The organism is Pseudanabaena sp. UWO310, assembly GCF_006861605.1.
GTDB lineage: Bacteria > Cyanobacteriota > Cyanobacteriia > Pseudanabaenales > Pseudanabaenaceae > Pseudanabaena.
Genome location: NZ_SELU01000037.1, coordinates 12,031 through 38,752, shown reverse-complemented (window position 1 = coordinate 38,752; position 26,722 = coordinate 12,031). Strand labels below are relative to the sequence as shown.

Below are 26,722 nucleotides of genomic sequence, written 5' to 3'. Positions count from 1 at the left end.
TCCATTGGGCATTATTACGAAGCGGTCATCTAAAAAAATTCGGGCTAACGAAATTCTGATTCGCCTCAAACGTCTTTATCCCGATGCGACTTGTTCGCTGGATTACGAAACCCCTGTACAGCTTTTGGTGGCGGTAATTCTTTCCGCGCAATGCACAGACGAGCGAGTGAATATGGTCACTCCGAAACTATTCGCCAGATTTCCTGATGCGATCGCCTTAGCTAATGCCGATCTGGATGAGCTGATGGAATTAGTCCATTCGACGGGCTTTTATCGCAATAAAGCTAAAAATATTAGAAGTGCCTGTGAAATGATCGTCCGCGACTTTGATGGCAAAGTCCCGAATACGATGGATAGTCTCCTTAAGTTAGCAGGAGTGGCTAGGAAGACCGCTAATGTGGTTTTAGCTCATGCCTATGGGATTAATGCAGGCGTGACCGTCGATACCCATGTCAAGCGACTTACTAAGAGATTGGGACTTACAAAATTTGAGGAACCACTCAAGGTCGAACGCGACCTCATGGCAATGTTGCCCCAACGTGACTGGGAAAATTGGTCGATCCGCATTATTTACCACGGTCGCGCCATCTGTAATGCCCGCAAGCCTGCTTGCGATCGCTGTGAACTTGCCGATTTATGTCCTTCTGCACCAAAAGCCTAGATAAAAGATTCGTGACGCTTTGCGCTGTCACGAATCTTTTATTGAGGTATTGAGGCTTTTACTTAAAATTAATAAAACCAGAGAGCATACCGCCCGCTACGCGGGCGGTATGCTCTCTGGTTTTAAGTTTACTTATGCTTAGCTACTTAGTTATTAGGTTGAAATCTGTGAAGTTTTCTAAAGATACTCCCCCTTTATGCAGTGACATCCGCGCTTATTCCCTAAAATGAAGACAAAATTCTCCCTGCAATCTTTAACTTAATAAAGACTTATGACAGATTTTGTAAAACCCTTCAAGAACGATCCCCAACTAGGGAATTTGTCTACACCAGTTAGCGATTCAGCGATCGTCAAGGCCTTCATCGGTAATCTCCCTGCTTATCGTCCAGGACTATCGGCTAGCCGTCGTGGTCTAGAAATCGGTATGGCACATGGTTATTTCATCTATGGACCTTTTGCTTTGCTTGGTCCTTTGAGAAATACCGAATTGGGAAGCCTTGCAGGGCTATTGGCAACCGTTGCCGCCGTAGTCCTATTGACCGTTGGTTTGTCGCTGCATGGTCAAACTGTTACCAAACTACAGTCTAGCTCGGCTCTAGAAGCTCCTGCGGAATTGAATACTCCTGCTGGCTGGAGCGAATTCGCTAGCAGCTTCTTGCTTGGTGGTGCTGGTGGTGCTGCGTTTGCATACTTCCTCAACTACCTTGAGCCAATGCAGAAGTTCCTTGGTTTACTTTGGTCTTAAGCTAATCTTAACTTTAGGCTCGCCAAAGTTAAATTAATTTATGCCAATAATTTGCGCCAAATTCCCCTGTCTTTAAAATTTATATCTTATTCAAGGACAACCACAACCATGACTGGATACTACGCTCACTACTACGTTTCGTTCATTTTCGTACCTCTCATTGGTGTAATCCTCCCGATCGCCACCATGGGGCTACTTCTCAACTACATCGAGAACTAACGGGAATTAAATTTATCCCATTTGCAAATTAGGTTGTCTTCCTAATTCCCAAGTTATCAACTCGTCCTTCGTATTTTATTCTTAATTACATATCCCATAGATTCGGGGCGATCGCCCTGAAACATAAAAATAGGAGCGTAATCCGCTCCTATTTTTTATGTCTAATCCCATCTTTTGTGAAGTGAAGTATAGCTACAGTCACTTAAATTAGGACATAAAACCCAAGAATTAATTGGCGGCGCTTTGCGCCGCCAATTAATTCTTGGGTTTTATGTCCCAGTACACTTGGCGACAGCTATAAAAACCAAACTCAGTAAGGTGTTGAGATTCCCAAAATGGCGTTGCCATTTTGGGAATTGGTATAATTGGGGATAATTAAAATCTATAGTCAAAAACTATGGGACAAGCCACACATGAGCCACAGTTTATTGGGGCTTATATTTAATTGCACCCAGATACTTATGTTATTTTTAAAAAATTTTTTAAGTTCATTTTTGAGATTGTCTCTATATCTAGCGATCGCCATGACTATGGCGATCGCTTGTTTTTTAACTTTACCGCAGCCTGTTCAAGCAGAAACCCTGTCCTTTAGCCATGCTCAACTAAAAAATAGGGATTTCTCAGGCAGGAATCTCGTCGGGTCGGGATTTGCGAATGCCAATATGGAGGGAGCAAATTTTGAAAATGCCGATGTGCGTGGGGCGGTATTTAGCGCTTCAATTTTACGCAAAGCAAACCTGAAAAGTACGGATTTTTCTGGGGGATTACTAGATCAAGCTGATTTTGCGAGAGCCGATCTCAGTAATGCCCTGTTAGTAGAGACCATCCTGTTACGGAGTACCTTTGATTTTGTGAATATAGATGGTGCTGATTTTACCGATGCCATTATGGATGGCGCACAGCGTAAATGGCTCTGCTCTAAGGCAAAAGGCATTAACGCCAAGACAGGTATTAACACAAGAGAATCCCTAGAATGTGACTAAGGATACGACTAAAAAGCCCTGTAGGGATTTTTAGTCGCATCCTTAGTCATTAGAAAAATAAGTCATTAGGAAAATAATTTTATGGAATTTTACTGATCAAAAGCGCAACGCCCACTAAAAACCCACCCGTTAAATAAAAGAATCGGACGACATGCAACTCGTGCCAGCCACTTAGCTCTAGATGATGGTGAAAAGGGGCCATCTTGAACAGCCGTTTGCCCATACCAGTTTCATCCTTAGTTGCCTTGTAATAGCTAACCTGTGCGATCACTGAAATTGATTCCCAGATAAAAATTGCACCGACAATTAAAAATGCCCAGAGCAGGTTGCCCAGAATCGCCGTGGAGGCGAGTGCCCCGCCTAAAGCTAGCGATCCCGTATCCCCCATAAATACGCGAGCGGGATAGCGATTATGCCAGAGAAAGCCTAGATAGCTACCACTCAGGCACATACAAAAAATGGCAAGTTCTTTGTTTTGCGGAAATAGCAATAAAGCCATCCCAAATAGGGCGATCGCTCCCGTCCCACCCGCTAAGCCATCTAAGCCATCGGTAAGGTTAGTTGCGTTGCTGCTACCTAGAAAAACAAATAAAGCTAGTGGGAAAAACAGCACACCAAGCGGGATCATCAGATGCAGTGGCAAATTAATAGTGGCGATCGCTTGCCAGTCTTGGGTTAAGACTAACCAACCACAAAAACAAGCGGCAAAAAAGGCTTGGAGTAAAAGCTTGGCTCGAGGAGATAAGCCTTTATTCGAGTGGCGACGCAGGATCTTCCAGTCGTCTAACCAACCGATAAACGCAAAAGATAATGTTAGTAAGCTACAAGCTAATACCTTGCCATCAAATCCTGACCATACCAACGCTAATAAGATCCCAACGGGTATAATGAATATCCCCCCCATCGTTGGCGTGCCTTGCTTCTTCAGATGGGCTTGGGGACCGTCTTCGCGGATCACCTGCCCTGCCTTGAGGCGACGTAACGTAGGCACTGCAAACGAACCTAAGAGAGCCACTCCTGCACCACCTAAAGTAAATGGCAGTAATAGCTTTGAACTTATATTAGGATTTAGGAAAAGATCGACACCAACAATTAAACTTATTAAACCGATTGCCAACCCAAGTGCTAGGCTACTTCCTGTTGGAAATTTTGCTTTCCTAACTCTTACACCAGTATCAACCATTGCCGCTCCTCACACCCACAGTAACCATCACACTTTATTTAGATCGAAATTTTAGATCGGAAGCTTTTTTACGGCTTTTGTACAGATGATTAAAGATCACCCGAATCTACGCTCTTAGATACCAAATTACGATCGCATTTGTCTACAGTACAACCATTGAATTTTGATAATTCTTTGATTCAACCAAGTCAATCTTGGTAAATAGCCTTGTAAATAGCCCAGTTAAATAGCTCTGTAAATAGCCCTTTAACTTTATTAAATTGCCATTAAGTTGCCATTAAATTGCCGATGACGAGTAAAAATTCTCGACAGATTGCACTTGAAGCATTGCGTTTAATCCAAAGACGCAATGCCTATGCTGATGTAGCGCTCGACTGCACGCTTTCAAAAGCTCGACAAGCAAACATCACTCTCCTAGAAAGCGATCGCCGTCTGATCACGGAGTTAGTCTACGGATGTACGCGCCGTCAAAAAACCCTGCAAGCAGTTTTGCAAAACTTCTCGCAAAAGCCAATCGCAAAATTACCACCAGACCTATTAATAATCTTACAGATTGGTGTCTATCAACTATGTTTTCTCGATCGCATCAAAGCCTCAGCGATCGTTCATACCACCGTAGAACTAGTTAAAGAAAACAAGCTAGCAGGGCTGTCTGGCTTTGCAAATGGGGTAATGCGATCCATACTCAGAGCGAAAGAGAAGGGAGATATTCTTGCCGATATCAGCGATCCCGCAAGTTTTTATAGCTATCCTGAATGGTTAATCGATCTATGGCAAAAAGAATTTGGTCAAGAATCGATCGCAAATATTGGCAATTGGTTTAATCAGACTCCCCATCTTGATTTACGGGTCAATCTACTCCATGCCACAAGGGATCAAGTCCTAGCCGCTTTTGCGGAAGCAGGCATTGTTGCCGAACCAATTCCTCACCTTCCCGATGGTATTCGCATGGGGCAAGGGGCGGGCGAGGTCAGTCAATTGCCTAAATTTAAAGAGGGTTGGTGGTCAGTCCAAGATGCCAGTGCCCAATTAGTTACCTATCTCTTGGATCCCCAGCCCCATGAAATCGTGGTCGATGCTTGCGCGGCTCCTGGCGGTAAAACTACGCATATCAGCGATCGCTTAAAAAATACTGGCAAGGTTTATGCTCTAGACCGTTTGGCAAGTCGTTTAAAAAAGGTCGAACAAAATGTGGCTCGTCTGGGGATCACCAATGTGCAGACCATTGAATTGGATGCCCGTGAATTTGCAGGTATCCCAGAAGGCAAATGCGATCGCGTATTACTAGATGTCCCCTGCTCAGGTTTAGGGACATTGCACCGCCATGCCGATGCCCGTTGGCGACAAACTCCCGAGGAACCCTATAAGTTAGCGAAAACTCAATCGGAAATTCTTGCTCAGGCTATGCAATGGGTTAAGCCAGATGGTGTCATCGTCTATAGCACCTGCACTATGCATCGTGCCGAAAATGAAGAGGTGATCGAGCAGTTCTTAACGCATCATCCTGATTGGCAAATCGTCCCACCAAGTGCCGAAAATCCTGCGGCTCATTTTGCAAGCGATCACGGCTGGGTAAAGGTCTTGCCTCACGAACACAATATGGATGGTTTTTTCATGGTTAAACTACAAAAAAGAGCCTAACATCTGTATCAGGACATAACCCAAAAGAGGGTTGCCGCGCTCCGCGCGGCAACCCTCTTTTGGGGTTTAATTTTGTCCTAAGCAAACCTTACGTGGACTCTATAAGGTAAAAAAGTAAAAATTATTTTTAATACTTTATTGATCCAACCTCAATATGCTAAGATTACAAACCTATGCCTATACATTTTACTAAATATCAACAACATATTAACAACATCAATAGGCGTAGGATGTAAACCGCAAAAACCTTAATGGCTAATGCTCTTACATTTCTGGGAGGAAACCAGATAAATTCAAAACAGGAACAAGGAAAAATTTAGTTATGATCAATCGGGCAAAAACTGCTACAACCACCAATGTCGGCTTCACACATGAAGACTTTGCTAAGCTTTTAGATAAATACGACTATCACTTCAGCCCTGGCGACATCGTTGCTGGTACCGTATTCAGCATTGAGCCAAGAGGCGCACTCATTGACATTGGTGCAAAGACAGCAGCGTACATCCCGATTCAGGAAATGTCGATTAACCGTGTCGATCAGCCTGAAGAAGTTTTACAAAATAATGAAACCCGTGAATTTTTCATTCTCGCCGACGAAAACGAAGAAGGACAACTAACTCTTTCGATCCGTCGTATCGAGTACATGAGAGCATGGGAGCGCGTACGTCAGTTGCAAGCAGAAGACGCAACCGTGCGATCGCTTATTTTCGCGACCAATCGTGGTGGTGCTTTGGTCAGAATTGAAGGACTGCGTGGATTTATTCCTGGTTCTCATATCAGCACCCGCAAGCCTAAGGAAGAATTGGTGGGCGAGGAATTGCCACTCAAGTTCTTGGAAGTGGACGAAGATCGTAACCGTCTAGTTCTCAGCCATCGCCGCGCCCTCGTCGAGCGGAAGATGAACAAGCTTGAAGTTGGCGAAGTCGTTATCGGTGTAGTCCGTGGTATCAAGCCTTACGGTGCATTCATCGATATCGGTGGTGTAAGTGGTCTACTCCACATTTCCGAAATCTCCCACGAGCATATCGAAACTCCTCACAACGTTTTCAACGTCAATGACGAAGTGAAGGTCATGATTATCGATCTCGATGCGGAACGCGGTAGAATTTCCCTCTCTACCAAGCAACTCGAAGCAGAACCTGGCGACATGGTGAGAGATCCCCAACTCGTTTACTCCAAGGCGGAAGAGATGGCTGCGAAGTATCGCGAACAACTCAATGCTGCTCCTGCTGTTATGGAAATCCCTGTAGCAGCCGTAGAAGAGGAAGAATATGAAGTTCCTGATGCTATGGAAGAGCCTGAAATCCCTGAGGAAGTCGTAGCTGAAGCTACGGAAGAAGTTGTAGCTTAAGTTTATTACTGGGCATAAAAACCAGAATCAAAAGGAGTAGCGCACGCTACTCCTTTTAGTTTTTTGCCATTTGGGAAATCTCAAAACCTTATACCAATTCCCAAAAGTGTAGCTACACTTTTGGGAATTGAAAACCAAACCCAGTAAGGGTTTTAAAGTCACAAAATGGCTACGCTATTTTGTGACTTTGTATAACTTCAGTGAATTGGCATTAGATGGATTTAAAAATCGATTTAAAAACAGAGATGGTGCATTGCGCCACCTCTGTTTTTTTGCATGGATCTTTTGAATCGATCTATAGTAAACTTAATTTATATGAAAGGGAGTAGCTACTTACTTTAAGCAAAAAAGCAAAAGCAAAAAAGCAAAGTTTTTCAGCTAAAAGTGAGTCAACTTGAGTCAACATACTGGCTAACCGCCTGGTTCAAGTAACAAGTTTTAATTACTTTTAAGTAAAAGCTTGGCAGCGAGACTTTCACTAAGTTCACACCTGATGTGAGCTTGGTGAGGTCTTGCGTATCTCTTCAAGCTCATTCAGGACTTTTCAGACACCTGAAGGAGTTTTTTGGAGTGTTAACCGCTTTTACAGCAAGCTTATTATTGATCACCATTTCTGAATTAGGTGATAAGACGTTTTTTATTGCCGTAATTCTGGCGATGCGTCATCCGCACCGTACGGTATTTGCGGCTGTGTTTGCGGCGCTTGCCTTGATGACGGTGCTATCTGTTGCTTTAGGACAGGTAATGGCTTTATTTCCCAAAATATACATTCACTATGGTGAGATTGTTTTATTCCTTGTGTTGGGATTGAAGTTACTTTATGACGCATCCAAGATGTCGGCAAAGTCGGATGCAGAAATCGTTCACGAAGCAGAAGAGTTTATAGAAACCCAAGACTCTCCTAATGCCTTAGCCTCTATTCCCGTCTTTGGCGAGTCTTTGAGAAATATTTTATTGAAATATTCTTGGCTAAGACTGTGGTTGCAAGCTTTTGTGATGACCTTTATTGCCGAGTGGGGCGATCGCACTCAGATTAGTACGATCGCCCTAGCTGCTTCCTATAATCCAGTTTTTGTGACCCTCGGCGCAATTTTGGGACATGGGATCTGCACGGCGATCGCTGTAGTTGGTGGTAGTCTGATCGCAGGTAGGATTTCCGAACAGATAATTACAGCGATCGGTGGGGTTTTATTTATTATTTTTGGTGTAGCTGCCTATTTTCAAGGTGTTTAAAATATAAGGGTTTAAATAATTCCCAACCCAAAAAATTAATGGTGATGCAAAGCACATCGCCATTAATTATCCTAATCAAAACTTTCATAGCTAAAGACAAATGATTTAGGATTGCTATAGATCACTAAGTAGCTGGGCATAATTAAAAACCAGAGTCAAAAGCTGTAGCGCACGCTGCGCGTACGCTACAGCTTTTGGGGTTTTATATTTAATTACACCTAGATACTTAATGGAATTATTTTAATGAAATTATTTTTTACCTCAGCGCTAAAGCTTGAGAGTTTGGATAGGGTTTGAAAAAGCGATTAGATGTTTTATTAGTTGACTTGGAGCTTGCACCATCGCGGGAGCAGGCTCAGAAGTTCATTCGGGCTGGTTGGGTGCAGGTCAATCAACAGGTGATTGATAAGGTTGGCATGGAAGTCAAAGAGGATGCTGTAATTTTGGTGAAGCAGCAATCCCCTTTCGTATCCCGTGGTGGCGAAAAATTGGCGGGAGCCTTAACTAAGTTCGGCATGGATTTGCGCGATCGCACTTGTTTCGATGGCGGCATCTCGACGGGTGGCTTTACGGACTGTATGCTCAAGCAGGGAGCCGCCAAGGTCTATGGTATTGATGTGGGCTATGGGCAAGTGGCTTGGGAAATTCGCAGCGACGAGCGGGTGGTGTTGCGGGAGCGCACCAATTTAAGACATCTTACGCCCGAAGATTTGTATGCCGATGGCGATATCGTTCCCGATTTTGCGGTTTTGGATCTATCGTTTATTTCGCTGACAAAAATTTTGCCTTCCCTCTGGAATTTATTGCGATCGCCCCGTGAGACGCTATTGCTTGTGAAGCCCCAATTTGAGGCAGGTAAGGGACAAGTCGGCAAAAATGGCATTGTGCGCGAACCCAAAATTAGGGCTGAGGCGATCGCCAATGTTCTCGCGACGGCTCAAGGTTTAGGTTGGCAATTTCAAGGTTTGACTCCTTCCCCGATTCAAGGTCGGACTGGCAATTATGAATATTGGTTATGGCTGAGCGATCACACTTCAGAAATACCTATCCCTAGTTTTGAGAACATTCTGGAAATTTCCAAAGGCTTAAACTAGAAAACAAAGTGCTGTTTAATCACATCAAATTTGGTACATTCCCAATAGTCAATATGGGAAATAATTAATTCGCGATCGCCTTCGCCATTGACCAAGGTATCTGCAAATTTATCCACAGTTAGATCACTCCAACCTGTAACACTAATCCGAGGCTTCCAAGGTAAGGGCGCATCCCAACTCATTGTCCAACGAGCTTTAACGAGGTTTTCGCTACGGGAAATATCATGGAGTTCAAGCTGGAGATTCTTAAACCAGAAGGTAATAAAGCCGATCATTTTTTGATATTGCTTAATCCCGCGAAAGTTATAGACAGGATCTTTAAAATAAACATCTTCGTTATAGATGCTATAGGTCTGCGCCTCAGGGAATTTTGCGTAATCTGCCTTGATGATGTCGAGGATATTGGTCATTTGCGATCGCCTTTCATAAAAATAAGTATGCTGAGCTTTGTGCAAAATAGGATAAATCTAAATTTTATAGCGCCAAGCTCGAATCGCTAGATCTACAAACCATCCCAATTTATCAGTTTCTTGAGTTTGAAATTCTTGCCACCAACCTGTAGGGTTAGCAGACACTAAATCGGGATATAACTCTTTAAAAACAATAGGGTTCTTAGGTTCTCTAACTGTATAACTTAATATAGATATATAACCTTCAGCCATGATCCATTTTGGCATTCCTTCTCTAATTGACTTTAAACGATTTTTCTCAAATGCCAAAGATACATTTTCTTTTTCTTTCAAACTTAGTCCTCCAGATGAACGTATCACTAAATAATTTATACGGCTATCAAGATTTAATAAATTAGAGTTCTCGATAGATATTATTATGAATCTTCCTAATTTTATAGGATTTTGTATTGACCTATAAGAGGATGAAGAAGACAAAGAAGAATGATACATAGGTAGATGTAAAAACAGTAATACTTTTCTATCTAAAATATTGATTTCTGCTAGAGTTTTACTGCCTTCTCTAGTGCTTGTGGCGTAGAATACTTTGTTACTCAAAGGATTGATAATTTCTTTCACTTTTGGTTGAGCTAAAAATAGATTTCGCAAATTCCAAAAATCATTTTGATATTCTTGATTTCCAAGGTTACTCAGGAAATTTGATAAGGCAGGAACTTCTTGATAGAGACTTCTAGAAATCAAAGCAAATTCTGGTGTAGGCTCATCAGAGAACCCAGATATTGAATATGGAATAGTGTGCTTGTGTCCTGCTAGATCCAGAATTTTATCTTCAATCACAAAACTAAAAGTCAATAATTTGATATTTTCTTCAAACTTACAGGCTTCTTTATCTATCCAGCTATCTTCATGAAAAGATGGTGCGATCGCAATTAACTCAACAGGGCATGAATAATCTATTTGATCTGAGAAAGGTCGTTCAGCAATAATTAGTTTTCTATACCTAACTAATTGCCAAATAATACTGCGGTCTTCTTCATTTTTTAATTCTAGAATAACTGCTTGACGTGTTTGTTTATGGCGACACAGTAAATCATAGCGATTAGTTTTTAATCGAAATTGACGTTGTAATAGCTCTAAATCAGGGAAAAGTTCATCAAAGTGATTTTCAATATAAATTTCTAAATCTTCCTCTGATTGAAACCGCAGAGCATTAGCTGTATATGCAATTCTAGGAATTTTGACAGAAACTCCCCCCTGACCAAAATACTTAGGCGTTATCGATTTTTTCCGAGGAGCCATATCAAATCATAATTAGGCTTAAAGTTGTAATCGAGAGACTACGTTATCAATAAAGTCGAAATCTCACATATTTTCACTTATATCACAGGTTATCATCATTTTTTGCAGTAAATCATAGTAAGTCCCAAGTAAATCCCAATTGTAATGGTAACCTTGAGACTGTTGACTTCAGGAAGATTCTATGTGGGCTAATGCGATCGCTGCCTATCTCCATTATTTGAGCCTAGGGCTAATTTTTGCCAGCTTATCGACGGAATTATTTACGCTCAAACAAGATCTAACCAATAAAGAAGGATGGCGAGTTCTCATTGCCGATAGTATCTATGGGCTAGCAGGGATTACCGTCCTAACAACAGGAATTTTAAGGGTTTTATATTTCGAGAAGGGCGCTGAATATTACACCCACCAGCCAGTTTTCTGGATGAAAATATCCGTATTTATTGTAGTTGGCTTGTTATCGTTATATCCCACCTTTTCCTTCTTGATGTGGATTAAAAATCTCCGTGCGGAAAAGCCCCCCGAAGTAAGTCCAGAAAAAATCAAAATCCTCAGAACCATCGTTCATGTGGAGCTGTTTGGTTTTAGTTTAATTCCGCTTCTCGCCTCTATGATGGCAAGGGGTATCGGCGCAAACTGGTTTCATTAATCATTAAAGTGTCGCTCTGCGACACTTTAGTTAAGTAGAGTGAAGAATCAGGCATTGCGGCGCGAAGCGTCGCAATGTCTAATCTTCACTGGGAAGGGAATAGTAAGGGTTTGCAAGTTAAGAAATGGCTACGCCATTTCTTAACTTGGTATTAGTTAAGACAAAGCATCTCGTAACATCGCTAACTTTTCAGGCAAAATGCGATAGTAAATCCAAGTTCCACGCCGTTCTTTGCTGAGTAAACCCGCTCCATACAAAACTTTGAGATGGTGACTCACCGTGGGTTGAGCTAGTCCTAATGATTCAACTAATTCACAAGCACATACCTCTTGACTAGACTGAGCCGCAATCAGACTGAGGATTTGCAATCGGGCTGGCTCGCCTAATACTCGAAAGATCTCTGCTAAATAGATGGCATCATCCGAGTTAAGGTGGCTTTTTAGGAGTGGTGGACAGCAGGTAGTTGGATTCATAAAATTTATATTGACATGGATCGCATCTCCGTGACAATATATCGACAGACATCAATATTGATGTCTGTCGATGTTTAAGGATTTTCTTATGTCCCAAGCTAAGTCGATTAAAAGGCTATCCATACTCGATCGCTTTTTGACGCTATGGATTTTTCTGGCGATGGTCTTAGGTGTGGCGATCGGCGCATTCTTCCCTGCGGTCGATCAATTGATCGAGCGGTTTCAAGTTGGCACTACAAATATCCCGATCGCGATCGGCTTAATTTTGATGATGTATCCACCCTTCGCCAAGGTGCGTTATGAAGAATTGGGCGATGTCTTTCGCAATGGCAAAATCCTAGCGCTTGCCCTATTTCAGAGTTGGATAGTTGCGCCGAGTTTTATGTTTCTCTTGGCGATCGCCTTTTTTCGAGACTCGCCCGAATATATGGTCGGTTTGATGCTGATCGGGATTGCGCCATGTATCGCGATGGTAGTGGTATGGAGCGATCTCGCTAAGGGCAATTCTGAATATACGGCGGGTTTAGTTGCCTTTAATAGCATTTTCCAAGTGCTGTTTTATAGCTTCTATGCTTGGATTTTTATTACGGTATTACCGCCGCTATTTGGCTTAAGAAGTACTGTAGTCAACGTGAGCATCATCGAGATTGGACAGACTGTTTCTATCTATCTCGGCATTCCCTTTATCGCAGGATTTTTGACAAGGTTTTTCCTGAGTAAAGCTAAGGGTAGAAATTGGTATCAGCAGGTATTTATTCCCAAAATCAGCCCGATCACCCTGATTTCATTGCTGTTTACGATTGTGGTGATGTTCAGTCTTAAGGGAAGCTTGATGTTAAAAATCCCTTTCGATGTTGTCAAAATTTCGATCCCATTGTTGATTTACTTCGTGGTGATGTTTGTAGTCAGCTTCTATCTTGCTTGGCTCATCAAGGCGGATTATGACAAAGCCGCCAGCGTTGCCTTTACCGCCGCAGGCAATAATTTTGAACTCGCGATCGCCGTTGCAGTTGGTGTGTTTGGCATTAGGTCTGGGGCCGCTTTTGTCGCTGTGGTTGGTCCTTTGATCGAAGTGCCTGTATTAATTAGCCTCGTAAATTTAGCGTTTTGGTTCAAGCGCAATTACTTTGATCCTAATTCCATTCAAAAAAACATTCAAGATATTCAAGAGCATAAATCATGAAACGTATTATGTTTGTCTGTAAAAAAAATTCAGCCCGATCGCAAATGGCTGAGGGATTCGCTAAAGCTTTGGGTGGTGAGAAGTTTGAGATAACGAGTTCTGGGTTAGAAGCCAGTCAAATTCGCCCCGAAGCGATCGCTGCCATGCAAGAAGTCGGCATTGACATCAGCCACCACACTTCTAAAGCCCTGAGTGACTTTCATTATGAAGACTTCGATATCGTCGTTTCCCTCTGTGGTTGCGGCATATCTTTACCACCTCGATGGTGGACTAGAGAGGTATTTGAAGATTGGGAATTAGATGATCCTGCGGAAAACCCCGCAATTTTCCCTAGAGTGCGTGACGAATTAAAGGAAAGAGTACAAAAATTGCTTAATTCCCTCAATTAAACATCTTTTGCAATTACCTCCAGAAGAGAAGAGCGACGCTCTTCTCTTCTTATTTTTTTCTTTTTTTATGTTTTCCTAACACCAGTGGCGATCGCTAAGTACCTCAGCATAATTAAAATCCAGATATAAAACCTGCGGCGCAGCGTGCGCCGCAGGTTTTAGGGTTTTATATTTAATTGCGCCTAGCTACTTATAAAAAAGTTTAAAGCGGCAATAAATTGCGATAAATTGCGATCGCTAAACATTTTTGTGGCTGATTTGAGTTAGCTGTGCTAGCATCTCATGTAAGTTCGCTGGATAGTAATGGCAAAAGTCCTAGTACTAAACGCATCCTATGAGCCGCTGAACATTACCAATTGGCAGCGAGCTATTGTCTTGCTCATAAAAGGCAAAGCCGAACAGGTCGAACATAATGGCAAGATGATCTATCCTGGAATGCCTTTGCCCACTGTGATTAGGATGCTGCAATATATCAGTATTCCCTACAAAGAAATTCCGCTTACCCGTCGTAATATCCTCCACCGTGATGCCCATTCCTGTCAGTATTGTGGGCATACAGGTGATGACCTAACCCTCGATCATGTGTTACCGCGATCGCGGGGTGGTGTTGATAGTTGGGACAATATTATTACCGCCTGTGTCCGATGTAATGTCAAAAAGGGCAATCGCACCCCCAAGGAAGCGGCTATGCCTCTACGCAAGCAGCCCCGCCGCCCCCATAGTGGGTTGCACTTTGAGGTGACTAAATATTTGCGATCGGGCAATCATGACGAGTGGCAAAAATATATTATTAATTAACGGAAAAGGCTTGCTTTGCAAGCCTTTTCGATTAATTAACATGCTTTTGATGCAGCGCAAAGCGCTGTAAACTTTGAAAACACAAAATTATTTAAACAAATAAATATTTAATAAAAATGACCAAAAATGTATGGATATTTCCTGGACAAGGCTCTCAGGCTGTAGGAATGGGTTTAGACCTTGAGACAGTCGGCAAGGATAAGTTTGCAAAAGCAGCACAAATTTTAGGCTGGTCGGTTTTAGAAAAGGTGCAAACCGATGCCGCCGAACTTGCCAAAACTCAGTTTACCCAGCCTTGCCTATACGTGATTTCCGCAATTCTAACGGATATATTAAAGACCAAGGGTTTAAGCCCTCATGCGGTCACAGGTCATAGTTTGGGTGAATACAATGCCCTCTACTGTGCGGGAGTGATCGACTTTGCCACGGGTTTAGAATTGGTGAAGCAGCGATCGCTATTGATGGCTGAAGCGAGTGGTGGTGCGATGACCGCCCTGATTGGTTTCGATCGCCATGCCCTAGAAACAGAAATCGCCGCAACTGAAAATGTAATTCTGGCAAATGACAATAGCGCTGACCAAGTGGTAATTTCAGGAACCGTAGCCGCTGTCAAATCTATCTGCGAACAAGTAAAGGTCAAACGAGCAATTCCGCTAGCCGTAAGTGGCGCGTTTCATTCACCATTGATGGCTGAAGCCGCAGCAAAGTTTGCCAAGGTGCTGGAACAGACAATTTTTAATGATGCCGAAATCTCGGTTATTTCTAACGTTGAACCAAATGATGCAACGACCTCTGGGCAGGTACTCCGCGATCGCCTTTGCCAACAGATGACTTCCCCCGTACGCTGGCGGGAAATCTGTTTGTATCTGGCGGCGCAGGGATATGAACAGGTGATCGAAGTGGGATCTGGCAAGGTATTAACGGGACTGGTCAAGCGATCGGCTCCTAGCTTAGCCCTTGTTAATATCAGTACCTTAGAACAGGCGATCGCTTTTTAATGATTAAAATTCAGAGCTGAAACCTGCGGCGCACGCTGCGCGTGCGCCGCAGGTTTCAGGGTTTGAGCGCAAAGCGCAGTAAGCTCACGTACTTAGCGAGCTAATTAATGTCGCGATCGCATCCGATGCTAATGGTTGATATAGATGGTATCCCTGCCCTGCATGGCAGTGATGAGTTCTCAGAAATTCTAACTGGTCGAGAGTTTCTACCCCTTCAGCAATTACAGTTAAGCCTAGATTTATCCCCAAAATAATGATCGCTTTCACAATTTCGCCATCTTCAGGATTTTGATTTAATCGCGCCACGAACGAGCGATCGATCTTGAGAGTATGAATTGGAAATCGATGTAAATAACTCAACGAAGAATAACCCGTTCCAAAATCATCAATACAGGTTTGAATATTGCGTTCGCTGAGTTCGCTTAAGATTTGCGAGGCTAAAGAGGTTTTTTCGATGAGAATACTTTCGGTGATTTCTATCTTGAGCCGACTGTTATCAAGGTTAAATCCCTGAAGAATTTTCTCAATTTGATTGGGTAAATCGGACTTCGTAAATTGTTTTGCCGATAGGTTTACATTCATCGTCAGCTTTGTCACTATGGGAAATTGCGACTGCCATTGGGTTAATTGATGACAAGCCTCATGCAATACCCAAAAGTCAATTGCTGTAATCAATCCGACATCTTCGGCTAATGGAATAAAGTCCGCAGGAGCAATCAAGCCCTGCTCTGGATGTTGCCAACGCACGAGGGCTTCAAATCCGATGATTTTATGTAACTGCAAATCGACAATTGGTTGATAATGCAAACACAACTCCTGCCGCTCGATCGCTCGCCGTAGATCGTTCTCTAGCCTTAGTTTTTTCAGTGCTTCCGTATGCATGGCAGGGTTAAAGATTTCGTAGCGCTCGCGCCCCTGTTCTTTCGCTCGATACATGGCAGTATCGGCATCACGCAGCAATTGATCGGGCTGGGTATAGCCAGCAGAGTTCAGGGCAATGCCAATACTCGTACTGATAAATATTTCATTGCCATCGATCGAGATTGGCACTTTTAGCGAATCTTGAATCCTTTGGGCAACTTCAATCACATCGTTAACATTTTCAATTTCTTCGAGTAGCATCACAAACTCATCGCCCCCTAGTCTGGCAACGGTATCTCCTCCCCTTAAACAGGCCACTAAACGCTTGGCAACAATCTTGAGCAACTGATCTCCTGCCAAATGTCCGAGACTATCGTTAATCATCTTAAAGCGATCTAAGTCTAAAAACAGGACGGCAAACAGTTCGGGAGAATTGTCTGAGTTTAGGTACAGGCGACGGTTAGATAGTTGTAAGGCATGGTTGAGGCGATCTAGAAACAAAGACCGATTAGGGAGGTTCGTTAAAGTGTCATGGAAGGCATCGTGCCGCAGTTGAGCCTCCATTTTCTTGCGCTCCGACAATTCTGATTGGGCACTTTGATAGAGTGCTGATTGATGAATGGCGATCGCACATTGATCGGCGATCGCCTTAACTAAGGAAATTTCATTGTCCGACCATACTCGTTCGCGATCGCATTGGTAGAGACTAATTCCACCTAAGTAGGTCTGTTGGTAACACAGAGAAGTAATCAAAAGGGAATGAATGCTATACCTTGTGGCTAAATCCTTGATTCCCTCTGGGAGATCGTCAGTAATGCGATGCAGTGGGATCTGCTCTCCTTGGATCAACTCGTCGCGAAAATGAGCATAAAAATCGCAGGACAGACCAATTACATCCTCACTACAAGCCGCATTATTTTTACTGGTGTAACATACCCGCATTTGCTGCGCATTGTCTGGCTGAAAGATCAAACAATGACTCACCTGTAAAGCCTCGTACAGCAAATCCACCGTTGTTTGTAATACATCGTCTAAGACGAGGGTCTCCCGCATCGATTGGACAATACGATTGATGATCGTCTCCCGCCATGCTTGTTGCTCGATCTGGGCGATCGCCATTTTTTGCTGCCGCCGCAAAGCAAACTCTTGCAAGGCTCTTTCTAAAACGCTAGGCAGACGAAATAACCGATCCTTTAAAACGTAATCAGTCATCCCAGCCTTAATACATTCAACCGCCGCTTCTTCTCCAAGACTTCCCGTAATCAAAATAAAGGGAATATCTTGTCCAGATTGTTTGAGAAAATCAAAAGCTTGTGAACCATTAAAACTAGGTAGTCGATAGTCTGACAGAACCACATCATAGTATTTGTCTTGGAGATATCTCTGAAATTCGATCTCCGTGGCGATGATGTCGCAGGTAAAGCATAGCCCTGATGATTCGAGAACCAATATTGTTAATTCAGCATCAGCAACAACATCTTCGATAATCAAAATTCTCAGCGATTGTGACGATCGTTGCTCCTCTAATTTTGCAAATTTTCCAAACTCTGGCATCAAGTTTCCCATGGTTTACAAACGTAAAAGTATAGGTTTAGAGTTGGTATTTATAGTTATTCTCAACTATCTAAAACTATTTGCTTAACCGCGACTACATACTCAGCATCTAACAAAGTATATATAAAAAATTACTTAAATTAACAGTATTTCAAGGTAAATGAAAACAAGTTAAGTAAGTGAGCTTAATTAAATATAAAACCTTAAAACCTGCGGCGTAGGCTGCGCTTGCACCGCAGGTTTTAGATCTGGATTTTAATTGTGCTGAGGTATTTAGGCTCAATCAAGAGGTGGAAGTCTGTTGAGCATCATCCAGTAAAACCCTACTTTTTGTGACATTTCTACGAATTGTTGAAAGTCTAAAGGTTTAACAATATAACTATTCACCCCTAAATCATAACAAGCTTTTAAATCGTTATTCTCTGCGGAAGAAGTCATGACAACAACGACGAGATTTCGAGTAAGGGGAGATTTGCGAATTCTCTCTAAGACCTGTACGCCATTAATTTTAGGTAGTTTTAAGTCTAGGAGTACGAGCTTGGGTAAGGGCTGAGTCGGCGGCTGTCCGTCACGACCAAATAGATAGTGAACAGCCTGCTCGCCATCTGATACAACATCAATTTTATTAACAAAGTTATAGTTATCTAAGGCAATTTGGATGAGCTCGACATCGTTAGGATCGTCCTCTACGAGCAAAATTCTAGTGGGTTCCATATATTTAGACTTAGTAACTAAGTAAGTGGGTTTAATTAAATTAAATATAAAACCCTAAAACCTGCGGCGCAGGGGCAGCCTGCGCCGCAGGTTTTATACCAAAACACAAAATGGCTACGCCATTTTGTGTTTTGAAAACCCTTACTGGGTTTGGTTTTTAATTTACAAAAGTGTTGTCACACTTTCGTGAATTGGTTTTAGATCTGGATTTTAGAATGTTATAGCTGTCGCCAAGTGTATATTGACTGGCGGCGCGAAGCGCCACCAGTCAATTCTTGGGATTTGATTTGTCCTCATTTAAGTGACTGTAGATATAATTTTCTAGGACAGTCCTAAATCTTAAGGAAAAATGTGGCTCCACGGTCGGGATATCCTTCAGCCCAGATCGATCCACCATGCCTTTGCACAATCCTTTGCACGATCGCTAAGCCGATACCAGTGCCCTCAAACTCTCTTTCATTATGCAGTCTTTGAAAAGCTCCAAAGAGCTTTTCCGCATATTCTATTTGAAAACCCACACCATTATCTTGAATTCTAATGGTCTGGTCGGGCAAGCTGTCGATTATGATATGGGGATTAGCACGGGTACGACTAAATTTCACGGCATTCCCAATCAAATTGCAAAAGACCTGTTGGAGGAGGATCGGATCGCCAATCACAACGGGTAAGTCACCAATTGAAAATTTGACCATCGGGTTATAACTTGGCTCATTACGCAGGATGGCGATTGCTTCATCAACTAAAACGCGCACGGGGATCTGGGTCGATTCTAGGGATCTTCGCCCATAGCGTGAGAGGGTGAGTAATCCATCAATCAAATGTCCCATCTTTTGACTGCTTTTGGCAATTACCTGTAAGTAATGCTCTACTTTAGGGTCGTTTAAAGCTTCATGTTTTTGGAGTTGCTGCTGCAAAGCCATCACAAACCCATTCATATGTCGTAATGGCGCTCTCAGATCGTGAGAAACGGAATAGCTAAAGGACTCCAATTCATGGTTGGTATTGGCGAGCTGACGGGCTGTTTGGATGATTTTGGTTTCGGCGATCTTGCGCTCGGTAATATCAAAGTTAATACCAATGAAGCGTTGAGGGATTCCCTCCCCATCACGTTGGAGGAGAGCATAGGCTTGAATGTAGCGAATGCTTCCATTCGGTAAGACAATCCGAAACTCGATATCGTAATCCTTCTTTCCTTGCAAGGCTAGTTGCGATGCCGATTCGATGATTTCGCGATCGCTAGGATATACATAATTTAACCAAGTCAGACGGTTATTTGTAAATTGTTCGGGACTTACTCCATATAGCTCATACATGCCACGATCCCAGACTAATTGATCGCGGACGAGATCCCTTTCCCATATGCCGATCGCCGCAGACTTTAGCGCGAGAGTTAGGCGATCGGTGAGATTTTGCAGTTGTTGTTCGGTTTCCTTCCGCTCCGTAATGTCCCGAACGATTACCACTAGCTCGTCTTTACAGTAGGGAGCAATGCGGACTTCTTCATGGACAAGTTTGCCAAATTTGAAGAGTTGATGTTCATAGATTTGCACTTCTCCCGTAGCGATCGCTTGATCATAGAGCTTTAATTGGGCGGCTAGAGTCTCAGGGGGTAAGACCTCAGAAATATGATGCTGAATGGGCAAATATTTTGCCTTGTCACAACCCGAAGGAATGATGCATTCTATGCAGGTTCCATCGGGCTTTAGTAGTAACAGCAAATCTGGCAAGGCATGGAGAATGGACAGATTACGGCTTTCTTTGTCGCGTAAATTTCTATCGCTCTCCCCGATCTGCCGTTCTAATTCTTCATTGAGTAAAGTTAAATCACTTGTCAAATCGACTTGTTCTCTATCAATTTCCAGATCGATTTCCAGATCGGTTTCTAGATCAATTTCTAGATCGATATTTGACTGAGGGATATCAAGTAAATCTCTATCTGAGGCATTCTCGCTAGAGGGGACTGCATAGGCGATCGCATCTAGCCTTATAGGCAAACCTGAAGAATCCTTAAATACTTTTAAACGAGCATGGAAGTGACGTAATTTCCCTGTAGGAAGCTGAATGCGAAAGGTAAATATGGATAAATCTGTTTTCTGTTCTTTTTCAAGCTCTTGTTGTATTTTGCGACGATCCTCAGTCGCGATCGCCTCTAGCCAAAGATGTCGATGCTCCATTAACTCTTGGGGAGAGTGTTGGAAAAAATTGATAGCCGCTGCATTGAAATAAATTGGGTTTAAGTCAGGTAAAGCTAACGACCAAATCATCTCATCAAGGTTATCCATAATGCGATCGCAAATCTGATTGTGCAGAGGATCGGATTTATGGATGGATACTTCAGCATGACTCATTCGGCTAGCCTTCCGTGAAGATGATTTAAGACTGTTAATTACAATGCATTGCCCTAGTTGAAAAATCCTATGATTCTTTTGATTATAAAAAGGTAGCGAAAAAAACGGGTATTTCCCATGCAACGATCAGCAAAGGATCGGATTTTATTCTGTTAATTATTTTATTCTTTATATTTAATACCAATTCACGAAAGTGTGACAACACTTTTGTGAATTAAAAACCAAACCCAGTAAGGATTTTCAAAACACAAAATGGCTACGCCATTTTGTGTTTTGGTATAGCTACAGTCACTTGAATGAGGACAAATCAAACCCCAAGAATTGACTGGCGGCGCTTCGCGCCGCCAGTCAATTCTTGGGGTTTATGTCCTAATACAATTGGCGACAGCTATATAACGTGAGTTGGAGATAATTTGAAACGAGTTTTGAGAAAGGATTTGCTACGCAAACCCTTTCTCAAAGCCCAAAAATAAAAGCCTTGCTACGCAAGGCTTTTATTTTTGGGCTTTTAAAACTTGCCAGCTTAACCCGAACTGACGTTACTTAGAAACGTTTGCCCAAGCGAAGAATGGCGGCGCTACGCGCCGCCATTCTTCGCTTGTTTTTTTAAGCCTTAACAAATTGTTTCTCAATCAACCCGACCAAACTATTTGTCCAATGATTTGCTAAGTCGAAGGTTTCTGCCTCGACCATTACACGCATCAGTGGTTCTGTACCAGAAGCACGAACTAAAATCCTGCCCCGATCGCCTAAATCTTGCTCGGCTAAGGCGATCGCTTGGACTAGGGCATCGCAGGATTGCCAATTGCGGCGCTGGTCGCGATCTTCCACGCGCACATTTTTGAGTAATTGGGGAAAAGGATGAAAACTGCGATCCATTAGTTCGTCGAGGGGGGCTTTTTGTTTCGCAAGAGCGGCGAGATGTAGTGCTGCTAGCAAACCATCACCACTAACTGCATAGTGACGGCATAGCACGTGCCCCGACTGCTCTCCGCCCAGCATGGCTCCCGATCGCACCATTTCCGCGTGAACATACTGATCCCCAACGGCTGTCCGTACTAAGTTACCACCTAGTTTTTGCCAAGCTCTTTCAAAGCCCAGATTTGCCATTACCGTGGTCACGATCGCACTGTTGGGCAGTTGATTTTTTTCCATCAACTCCTGTCCCCATAGGTACAGAATATAGTCGCCATCGACGATCCGACCATGACGGTCAACAGCCAAAACGCGATCGGCATCGCCATCAAAGGCAAAGCCCATATCCGCATGATGTTCTTTCACGGCTGCGCGTAAGGGTTCAAGATGGGTAGAACCGCAATTCACATTAATCCGATCGCCATCGGGATCTTGGTGCAAACAAATAACCTCCGCTCCCAGATTCCGAAATACTTGCATCGATACAAGGGTTGCCGAACCATAGGCAAGATCGAGCACCACCTTCAACCCGCTTAAATCTGTAGCGATCGAGGTTTGTAAAGACTCTTGGTAGCGATCGATTAAATGGGATTTTTCCTGATATTTACCCCAATCCTGAGAGGGCTGAGATAGATTGGCATGGTCTCGCGATTCTAAAACTGCCTCGATCGCCTTCTGAGTTTCGCTACAAAGTTTTGTCCCATTTGCCCCAAAGAACTTAATGCCATTATCCTCTGGTGGATTGTGGCTAGCTGAGATCATGACACCGCCAAAAATTTCAGGGGAATTCGCAGTTAGGTAAGCTACCGCAGGGGTGGGGCATAGCCCAATATGCCAAACATCCCAACCTGCGGCGGTTAATCCTGCGGAAATCGCTGTTGATAGCATATCTCCTGAAGTTCGGGAGTCCTGCCCTATTGCGATCGCATGGGCTTGATCCGCGAGATCTGCGCAATCTTGTTCGACCCGTTCCTTTAAAATTTTGCCTGCACTAATACCGACTTCAAGAGCCAATGTCGCTGTGAGAAAATCACCGACATGACCGCGAATGCCATCTGTACCAAACAATTTCATAAACTCTACTCCACTCACACCTTATACCAAAGTACAAAAAGGCTACGCTATTTTGTGCTTTATTCTTATACCAATGGGCGCAATTAAATATAAAATCCTAAATCCTGCGGCGCAGGCTTTACATCTGGATTTAAATTATGCTCAGCTACTTACAAAAATAAAATCAAAAATAAAATCAAAAATAAAATATAGCTATAGCCAAATAAGTTAAGACATAAAACCCAGAAGATTGTTGCGGCGCGAAGCGCCGCAACAATCTTCTGGGTTTTGTTTTTGTCCGAACATAACTGGCTACTGCTATAGCTCTCAAAATAACTCAAAAAAATAACTCAAAAAAATAACTCAAAAAAATGGCTCAAAATTTGAGCCATTTTTTTAAAAGATTATGCTGCTACTTCAAATTTGGGGCGTTGAGTAACAACTTCATCGATCAGTCCATAATTTTTCGCTTCGTAGGGAGACATAAAGAAATCGCGATCGGTATCTTCAGCAATGCGATCGATCGGCTGCCCTGTGTGGAAAGCCATCAATTCATTGAGACGGCTCTTATGGTAGAGAATCTCCTTCGCTTGAATTTCAATATCCGTTGCCTGCCCCTGAGCGCCACCAAGAGGTTGGTGAATCATGATTCTTGTGTGCGGCAATGATAGCCTTTTGCCCTTTGCGCCACCAGTGAGCAAAAAAGCACCCATACTTGCCGCTAGCCCTACACAAATTGTCGAAACATCGGGACGAATATGCTGCATCGTGTCGTAAATAGCCATACCTGCGGTCACAGATCCCCCAGGAGAGTTGATATACAAGAAAATATCTTTTTCGGGATCGTCGGCTTCAAGGAAAAGCAACTGAGCAACAATGATATTAGAAATACTATCGTCAACCTGTTGCCCCAAAAATACGATCCGCTCCCGCAGTAGGCGCGAAAAAATATCAAAGGCTCTTTCGCCACGACCAGACTGTTCGATTACGGTTGGGATCATAGTTTATCTTTACGGTTTACTCTCAGTCTATTGTACTGATATGTAATCACCGCTAACCTCTGTCTCTATTCGGATTTCACCCCGTGTAGCAATCTCATCAAAAAAGCAGTACCAAGTACTGCTTTTTTGATTAATTAACGTCAGTTCGGGTTAAGCTGGCAAATCTGCAAAGCCCAAGAATAAAAGCCTTGCTACGCAAGGCTTTTATTCTTGGGCTTTGAGAAAGGGTTTGCGTAGCAAACCCTTTCTCAAAGCTCGTTTCAAATTATCCAGAATTGACGTTAGAAACCATTTAAGAATTGGATAGATCCCCCCCAGCCCCCCTTAAAAAGGGGGGAGAATTAAATTCTTCCCCCTTTTTAAGGGGGATTGAGGGGGATCTTTTAGAGTTTTTGACCGCAGAAAGTAATTCTTAAATGGTTTCTTAATTATGGCGATCGCGATAAATTGCGTTAGAAACGCGATTTTGTTCGCGGGTGAGACGGGCTGCTTCTTGACGGCTCAAATGTCCATCACTGAGATAATTACGACGCTGGGCTTCGATACGCGCTTCACGTTTTTCTAAATTTTTGTATTCGCTTTGGCTGATTGTGCCTTGTTGCACGCCTTTATAAATGCGTTCCTGTTGATTGACTTCGCGATTATAGATTGTGCCTGCGGAGGCGGAACTGGGATTGACTAGGCTGAGGGTGCTGACTACAGAAGTAATGGCAAGAATGGGCAGAATCAAGCTTTTCATAATATTACCTACCTTTAGCGATCGCCTTAAATCGAATGTTTAACGCTTTACGCTGGTTTAGACATTTGCTCCTAGCCAAAAGGTTCAAGTTATTTTTGGGGCTGTAATGAGGCTTAAGGTTTTTGCTATAGCTGTCGCCAATTGTACTAGGGTATAAACCCCAAGAATTGACTGGCGGCGCTTCGCGCCGCCAGTCAATTCTTGGGGTTTGATTTGTCCTAAGTCAAGTGACTGTAGCTATAATGTTATATTTAAATATAACTAACGGAGAAATTATGCACACCACAAATCTTCGTAAAGTCGGTGGCTCAATTATGTTGGCGATTCCTCCCGCCATTCTCGAAATTTTGAATCTGCAATCAGGTACAACTGTGGGGGTTGCGGTTGACAATGGCAGACTGATTATTGAACCTCAACCGAAACCACAATATTCACTGGATGAGCTTTTGGCAAAATGCAATCCGAATGCTCCGATAACGGAAGACGATCGCATTTGGCTAGATGTCGAGCCTGTGGGAAATGAACTATGAAACGTGGTGATATTTATCTTGTTTCCCTTGACCAAACGGAAGGACATGAGCAACAGGGTACTAGACCAGTTCTGATTGTCTCTCCCGATAAATTCAATGCTTTAACCAAAGTTCCAATCGTGGTTCCAATTACATCGGGTGGAAGTTTTGCAAGAACCGCAGGTTTTGCTGTTTCTCTAGATTCTGCGGGAACCCGCACTAAAGGTTTAGTTCGTTGCGATCAACCCCGTCCTATTGATTTATCTGCGCGTAAGGCTCGAAGGTTGGAGAGTCTTCCAGACGCGATCGTTGATGATGTTTTGGCTAGGATTGTTACTCTATTTAGTCCCTAGTAATTTTGCGATCTCTAATAATGGGCACTGGTCAGTTAAATCGTGAGGGAGTTAAAGCCCCGTAGTGAGAGCAACTCCAGCATGGAAAGCGGTCGATGATATAGCCCGATCGCCATAGCAGGAGTCTTATTCTTCCCTAAGTCCATTGGGGGGCATTACGATTAAAGACCTCAGTGATCGCCTTGTTAATTCGTGGTGATGGGTATAGGCGATCGCTATTAAGCTATATGACGTTCTGATAGAATACTTGTACAGCACCACAAAGTTATGAATATGAAAACCACTATAAATTCATCACTAGCAAAGCTTAACCCCTATTCGGCTGAAGGCAAAGCAATTCAAAGGCTTCCGCTAGAAGCTGATGATTCTCAGTGGGTAACAACTCTTGAAAGAGGCGAAGAAATAGATCTAGATAATTTGCAGCAACAAATAAGTATTTTCAAAGCTAGTGGGAAAAAACAAAAAACGCAAAGCGAAGTCTCTTTACGCAATTCAGGAAAATCAACTGGTAATTCAACAGGATATCCAAAAGCTGCCAGTGCAAATACAGAACTTGTATCCCAGTCTCAAACAACTTCTATCGACAAATCCATTACAAACAAATCAATATTTTCCCAATCACGCATTAAAAGGGGATTTGGCAAACTATCGAGCGCTAGAGATTGATTGGGGAGACTGTGCATATCGACTAATTTATCGAGTAGTTGAATCTCCTTTTCCTAAAACCGTTAGAATCATTAGCTTTGACGAACATGATCCCGCCTATGATTCTGCAAAACAACGCCTTAGATCTTCAAAATCTAAATAGCGATCGCCTTGCTAATTAGTGATGATGGATTTAGGCGATCACCCCATTAAGATATTTGCCTATAATGTAACCATTGCAGCCCAAAACAAACAAATGGCACAGCTAACCATTGACATTCCAGACGAATTAGCCCAAAGGCTAGCCCCATATCAAAATCAAATCTCAGAAATTTTTGCGCGTCTAATTAATGCCTCACTCCTCAACAAAGCTATAGATAGTCTTGAATTGCCCAGCAATCGTTTACCCACTGACTTCCCAACCTATCTAGAAATTATTGACTTTTTAGTAAATCGTCCCACATCCGAACAGATTGCTAACTTCAAAGTTTCCGAGCGATCGCAAACTCGCCTACAGGAACTTCTACAAAAGAATCGAGATTCAAATCTGCTCCCCTCTGAAATAGCTGAACTTAATCTCTACGAACAGCTTGATGTTTTAATGACAATGCTAAAAATCCGATCCTATACCGCAATACAAACTAAAAATTCCAGTGTTTCGCATTCAGCATGACCTCCTATATTTCCAATCAGCTTAGACAATTAGTAACTGATCGCGCAGATG

The 26,722-nt window shown here is 42.9% G+C and carries 27 protein-coding genes; 17 read left to right on the top strand and 10 right to left on the bottom strand.

What is annotated here, in order from left to right; translation table 11 throughout:
* Positions 1-4 precede the first annotated feature (4 nt).
* The 4 genes from nth to PseudUWO310_RS13475 all read left to right on the top strand — a co-directional run bounded on the left by nth (position 5) and on the right by PseudUWO310_RS13475 (position 2,608).
* Positions 5-661 carry an endonuclease III gene (nth, locus tag PseudUWO310_RS13490; protein WP_142602087.1) on the top strand — a complete coding sequence of 219 codons (657 nt, stop codon included), beginning with the start codon at positions 5-7 and terminating at the stop codon, positions 659-661.
* Between the two features lie 271 nt (positions 662-932).
* Positions 933-1,406 carry a photosystem I reaction center subunit XI gene (locus PseudUWO310_RS13485; protein WP_009629213.1) on the top strand — a complete coding sequence of 158 codons (474 nt, stop codon included), beginning with the start codon at positions 933-935 and terminating at the stop codon, positions 1,404-1,406.
* A 108-nt stretch (positions 1,407-1,514) separates the two neighbouring features.
* Positions 1,515-1,625: a photosystem I reaction center subunit VIII gene (locus PseudUWO310_RS13480; protein WP_071590184.1), complete on the top strand. Its 111-nt coding sequence runs from the start codon at positions 1,515-1,517 to the stop codon at positions 1,623-1,625.
* 530 nt (positions 1,626-2,155) lie between these two features.
* The gene (locus PseudUWO310_RS13475) at positions 2,156-2,608 is read left to right on the top strand and encodes a pentapeptide repeat-containing protein (protein ID WP_142602117.1); all 453 of its coding nucleotides are present in this window, start codon (positions 2,156-2,158) and stop codon (positions 2,606-2,608) included.
* Positions 2,609-2,687: 79 nt separating this feature from the next.
* Here the strand turns inward: PseudUWO310_RS13475 and mraY are convergent, their stop codons facing one another.
* Positions 2,688-3,791, bottom strand: coding sequence for a phospho-N-acetylmuramoyl-pentapeptide-transferase (gene mraY, locus PseudUWO310_RS13470; RefSeq protein WP_009628930.1), 1,104 nt, complete (start codon positions 3,789-3,791; stop codon positions 2,688-2,690).
* A gap of 288 nt (positions 3,792-4,079) precedes the next feature.
* On the opposite strand from mraY, the gene PseudUWO310_RS13465 reads away from it, so the two are divergent.
* From PseudUWO310_RS13465 to PseudUWO310_RS13450, 4 genes are all read left to right on the top strand, one after another.
* Positions 4,080-5,432, top strand: coding sequence for a 16S rRNA (cytosine(967)-C(5))-methyltransferase (locus PseudUWO310_RS13465; protein WP_142602085.1), 1,353 nt, complete (start codon positions 4,080-4,082; stop codon positions 5,430-5,432).
* Positions 5,433-5,754: 322 nt separating this feature from the next.
* Complete coding sequence (locus PseudUWO310_RS13460; protein WP_009628928.1) at positions 5,755-6,783, top strand: 30S ribosomal protein S1; 1,029 nt, start codon at positions 5,755-5,757, stop codon at positions 6,781-6,783.
* 570 nt (positions 6,784-7,353) lie between these two features.
* On the top strand, positions 7,354-8,016 hold the full coding sequence (locus PseudUWO310_RS13455) for a TMEM165/GDT1 family protein (RefSeq protein WP_142602083.1): 663 nt from the start codon (positions 7,354-7,356) through the stop codon (positions 8,014-8,016).
* Between the two features lie 293 nt (positions 8,017-8,309).
* Positions 8,310-9,110: a TlyA family RNA methyltransferase gene (locus PseudUWO310_RS13450; protein WP_142602081.1), complete on the top strand. Its 801-nt coding sequence runs from the start codon at positions 8,310-8,312 to the stop codon at positions 9,108-9,110.
* On the opposite strand, the gene PseudUWO310_RS13445 is transcribed toward PseudUWO310_RS13450, so the two are convergent.
* Together PseudUWO310_RS13445 and PseudUWO310_RS13440 are read right to left on the bottom strand one after the other, a co-directional pair.
* Positions 9,107-9,520 carry a DUF2358 domain-containing protein gene (locus PseudUWO310_RS13445; protein WP_142602115.1) on the bottom strand — a complete coding sequence of 138 codons (414 nt, stop codon included), beginning with the start codon at positions 9,518-9,520 and terminating at the stop codon, positions 9,107-9,109. The genes PseudUWO310_RS13450 and PseudUWO310_RS13445 overlap by 4 nt on opposite strands.
* A 57-nt stretch (positions 9,521-9,577) precedes the next feature.
* Entirely contained in the window at positions 9,578-10,819 is a 1,242-nt protein-coding gene (locus PseudUWO310_RS13440) for a hypothetical protein (RefSeq protein WP_142602079.1), read from the bottom strand.
* 181 nt (positions 10,820-11,000) lie between these two features.
* On the opposite strand from PseudUWO310_RS13440, the gene PseudUWO310_RS13435 reads away from it, so the two are divergent.
* Entirely contained in the window at positions 11,001-11,465 is a 465-nt protein-coding gene (locus tag PseudUWO310_RS13435) for a DUF2214 family protein (RefSeq protein ID WP_142602077.1), read from the top strand.
* 155 nt (positions 11,466-11,620) lie between these two features.
* On the opposite strand, the gene PseudUWO310_RS13430 is transcribed toward PseudUWO310_RS13435, so the two are convergent.
* Complete coding sequence (locus tag PseudUWO310_RS13430; protein ID WP_142602074.1) at positions 11,621-11,938, bottom strand: ArsR/SmtB family transcription factor; 318 nt, start codon at positions 11,936-11,938, stop codon at positions 11,621-11,623.
* A gap of 88 nt (positions 11,939-12,026) precedes the next feature.
* On the opposite strand from PseudUWO310_RS13430, the gene arsB reads away from it, so the two are divergent.
* From arsB to fabD, 4 genes are all read left to right on the top strand, one after another.
* Entirely contained in the window at positions 12,027-13,121 is a 1,095-nt protein-coding gene (arsB, locus tag PseudUWO310_RS13425) for an ACR3 family arsenite efflux transporter (protein WP_223805659.1), read from the top strand.
* The gene (gene arsC, locus PseudUWO310_RS13420; RefSeq protein WP_142602072.1) at positions 13,118-13,510 is read left to right on the top strand and encodes an arsenate reductase, glutathione/glutaredoxin type; all 393 of its coding nucleotides are present in this window, start codon (positions 13,118-13,120) and stop codon (positions 13,508-13,510) included. Before arsB ends, arsC begins: the two co-directional genes overlap by 4 nt.
* Before the next feature lie 303 nt (positions 13,511-13,813).
* Positions 13,814-14,308 carry an HNH endonuclease gene (locus PseudUWO310_RS13415; RefSeq protein WP_009628763.1) on the top strand — a complete coding sequence of 165 codons (495 nt, stop codon included), beginning with the start codon at positions 13,814-13,816 and terminating at the stop codon, positions 14,306-14,308.
* A 116-nt stretch (positions 14,309-14,424) separates the two neighbouring features.
* Positions 14,425-15,306 carry an ACP S-malonyltransferase gene (gene fabD, locus PseudUWO310_RS13410; protein ID WP_142602070.1) on the top strand — a complete coding sequence of 294 codons (882 nt, stop codon included), beginning with the start codon at positions 14,425-14,427 and terminating at the stop codon, positions 15,304-15,306.
* 84 nt (positions 15,307-15,390) lie between these two features.
* On the opposite strand, the gene PseudUWO310_RS13405 is transcribed toward fabD, so the two are convergent.
* The 6 genes from PseudUWO310_RS13405 to PseudUWO310_RS13380 form a co-directional block, all read right to left on the bottom strand.
* Positions 15,391-17,733 carry an EAL domain-containing protein gene (locus tag PseudUWO310_RS13405; protein WP_223805658.1) on the bottom strand — a complete coding sequence of 781 codons (2,343 nt, stop codon included), beginning with the start codon at positions 17,731-17,733 and terminating at the stop codon, positions 15,391-15,393.
* A 267-nt stretch (positions 17,734-18,000) separates the two neighbouring features.
* Positions 18,001-18,435 carry a response regulator gene (locus PseudUWO310_RS13400; RefSeq protein ID WP_142602066.1) on the bottom strand — a complete coding sequence of 145 codons (435 nt, stop codon included), beginning with the start codon at positions 18,433-18,435 and terminating at the stop codon, positions 18,001-18,003.
* A 332-nt stretch (positions 18,436-18,767) separates the two neighbouring features.
* Entirely contained in the window at positions 18,768-20,783 is a 2,016-nt protein-coding gene (locus PseudUWO310_RS13395; RefSeq protein WP_142602063.1) for a PAS domain-containing protein, read from the bottom strand.
* A 606-nt stretch (positions 20,784-21,389) separates the two neighbouring features.
* The gene (glmM, locus tag PseudUWO310_RS13390; RefSeq protein WP_142602060.1) at positions 21,390-22,772 is read right to left on the bottom strand and encodes a phosphoglucosamine mutase; all 1,383 of its coding nucleotides are present in this window, start codon (positions 22,770-22,772) and stop codon (positions 21,390-21,392) included.
* 383 nt (positions 22,773-23,155) lie between these two features.
* Complete coding sequence (gene clpP / locus PseudUWO310_RS13385) at positions 23,156-23,752, bottom strand: ATP-dependent Clp endopeptidase proteolytic subunit ClpP (protein ID WP_009629573.1); 597 nt, start codon at positions 23,750-23,752, stop codon at positions 23,156-23,158.
* A 424-nt stretch (positions 23,753-24,176) separates the two neighbouring features.
* Positions 24,177-24,491 (bottom strand): hypothetical protein, encoded by a 315-nt coding sequence (locus tag PseudUWO310_RS13380; RefSeq protein WP_142602057.1) that lies wholly within the window; start codon positions 24,489-24,491, stop codon positions 24,177-24,179.
* Positions 24,492-24,766: 275 nt separating this feature from the next.
* Between PseudUWO310_RS13380 and PseudUWO310_RS13375 the strand changes: the two genes are divergently transcribed.
* The 4 genes from PseudUWO310_RS13375 to PseudUWO310_RS13360 all read left to right on the top strand — a co-directional run bounded on the left by PseudUWO310_RS13375 (position 24,767) and on the right by PseudUWO310_RS13360 (position 26,671).
* Positions 24,767-25,021: an AbrB/MazE/SpoVT family DNA-binding domain-containing protein gene (locus PseudUWO310_RS13375; RefSeq protein ID WP_142602054.1), complete on the top strand. Its 255-nt coding sequence runs from the start codon at positions 24,767-24,769 to the stop codon at positions 25,019-25,021.
* On the top strand, positions 25,018-25,353 hold the full coding sequence (locus PseudUWO310_RS13370) for a type II toxin-antitoxin system PemK/MazF family toxin (protein WP_142602052.1): 336 nt from the start codon (positions 25,018-25,020) through the stop codon (positions 25,351-25,353). Before PseudUWO310_RS13375 ends, PseudUWO310_RS13370 begins: the two co-directional genes overlap by 4 nt.
* Before the next feature lie 448 nt (positions 25,354-25,801).
* Complete coding sequence (locus tag PseudUWO310_RS13365) at positions 25,802-26,161, top strand: hypothetical protein (RefSeq protein ID WP_223805657.1); 360 nt, start codon at positions 25,802-25,804, stop codon at positions 26,159-26,161.
* Positions 26,162-26,254: 93 nt separating this feature from the next.
* Positions 26,255-26,671, top strand: coding sequence for a hypothetical protein (locus PseudUWO310_RS13360; RefSeq protein WP_190316020.1), 417 nt, complete (start codon positions 26,255-26,257; stop codon positions 26,669-26,671).
* Positions 26,672-26,722: the final 51 nt, after the last annotated feature.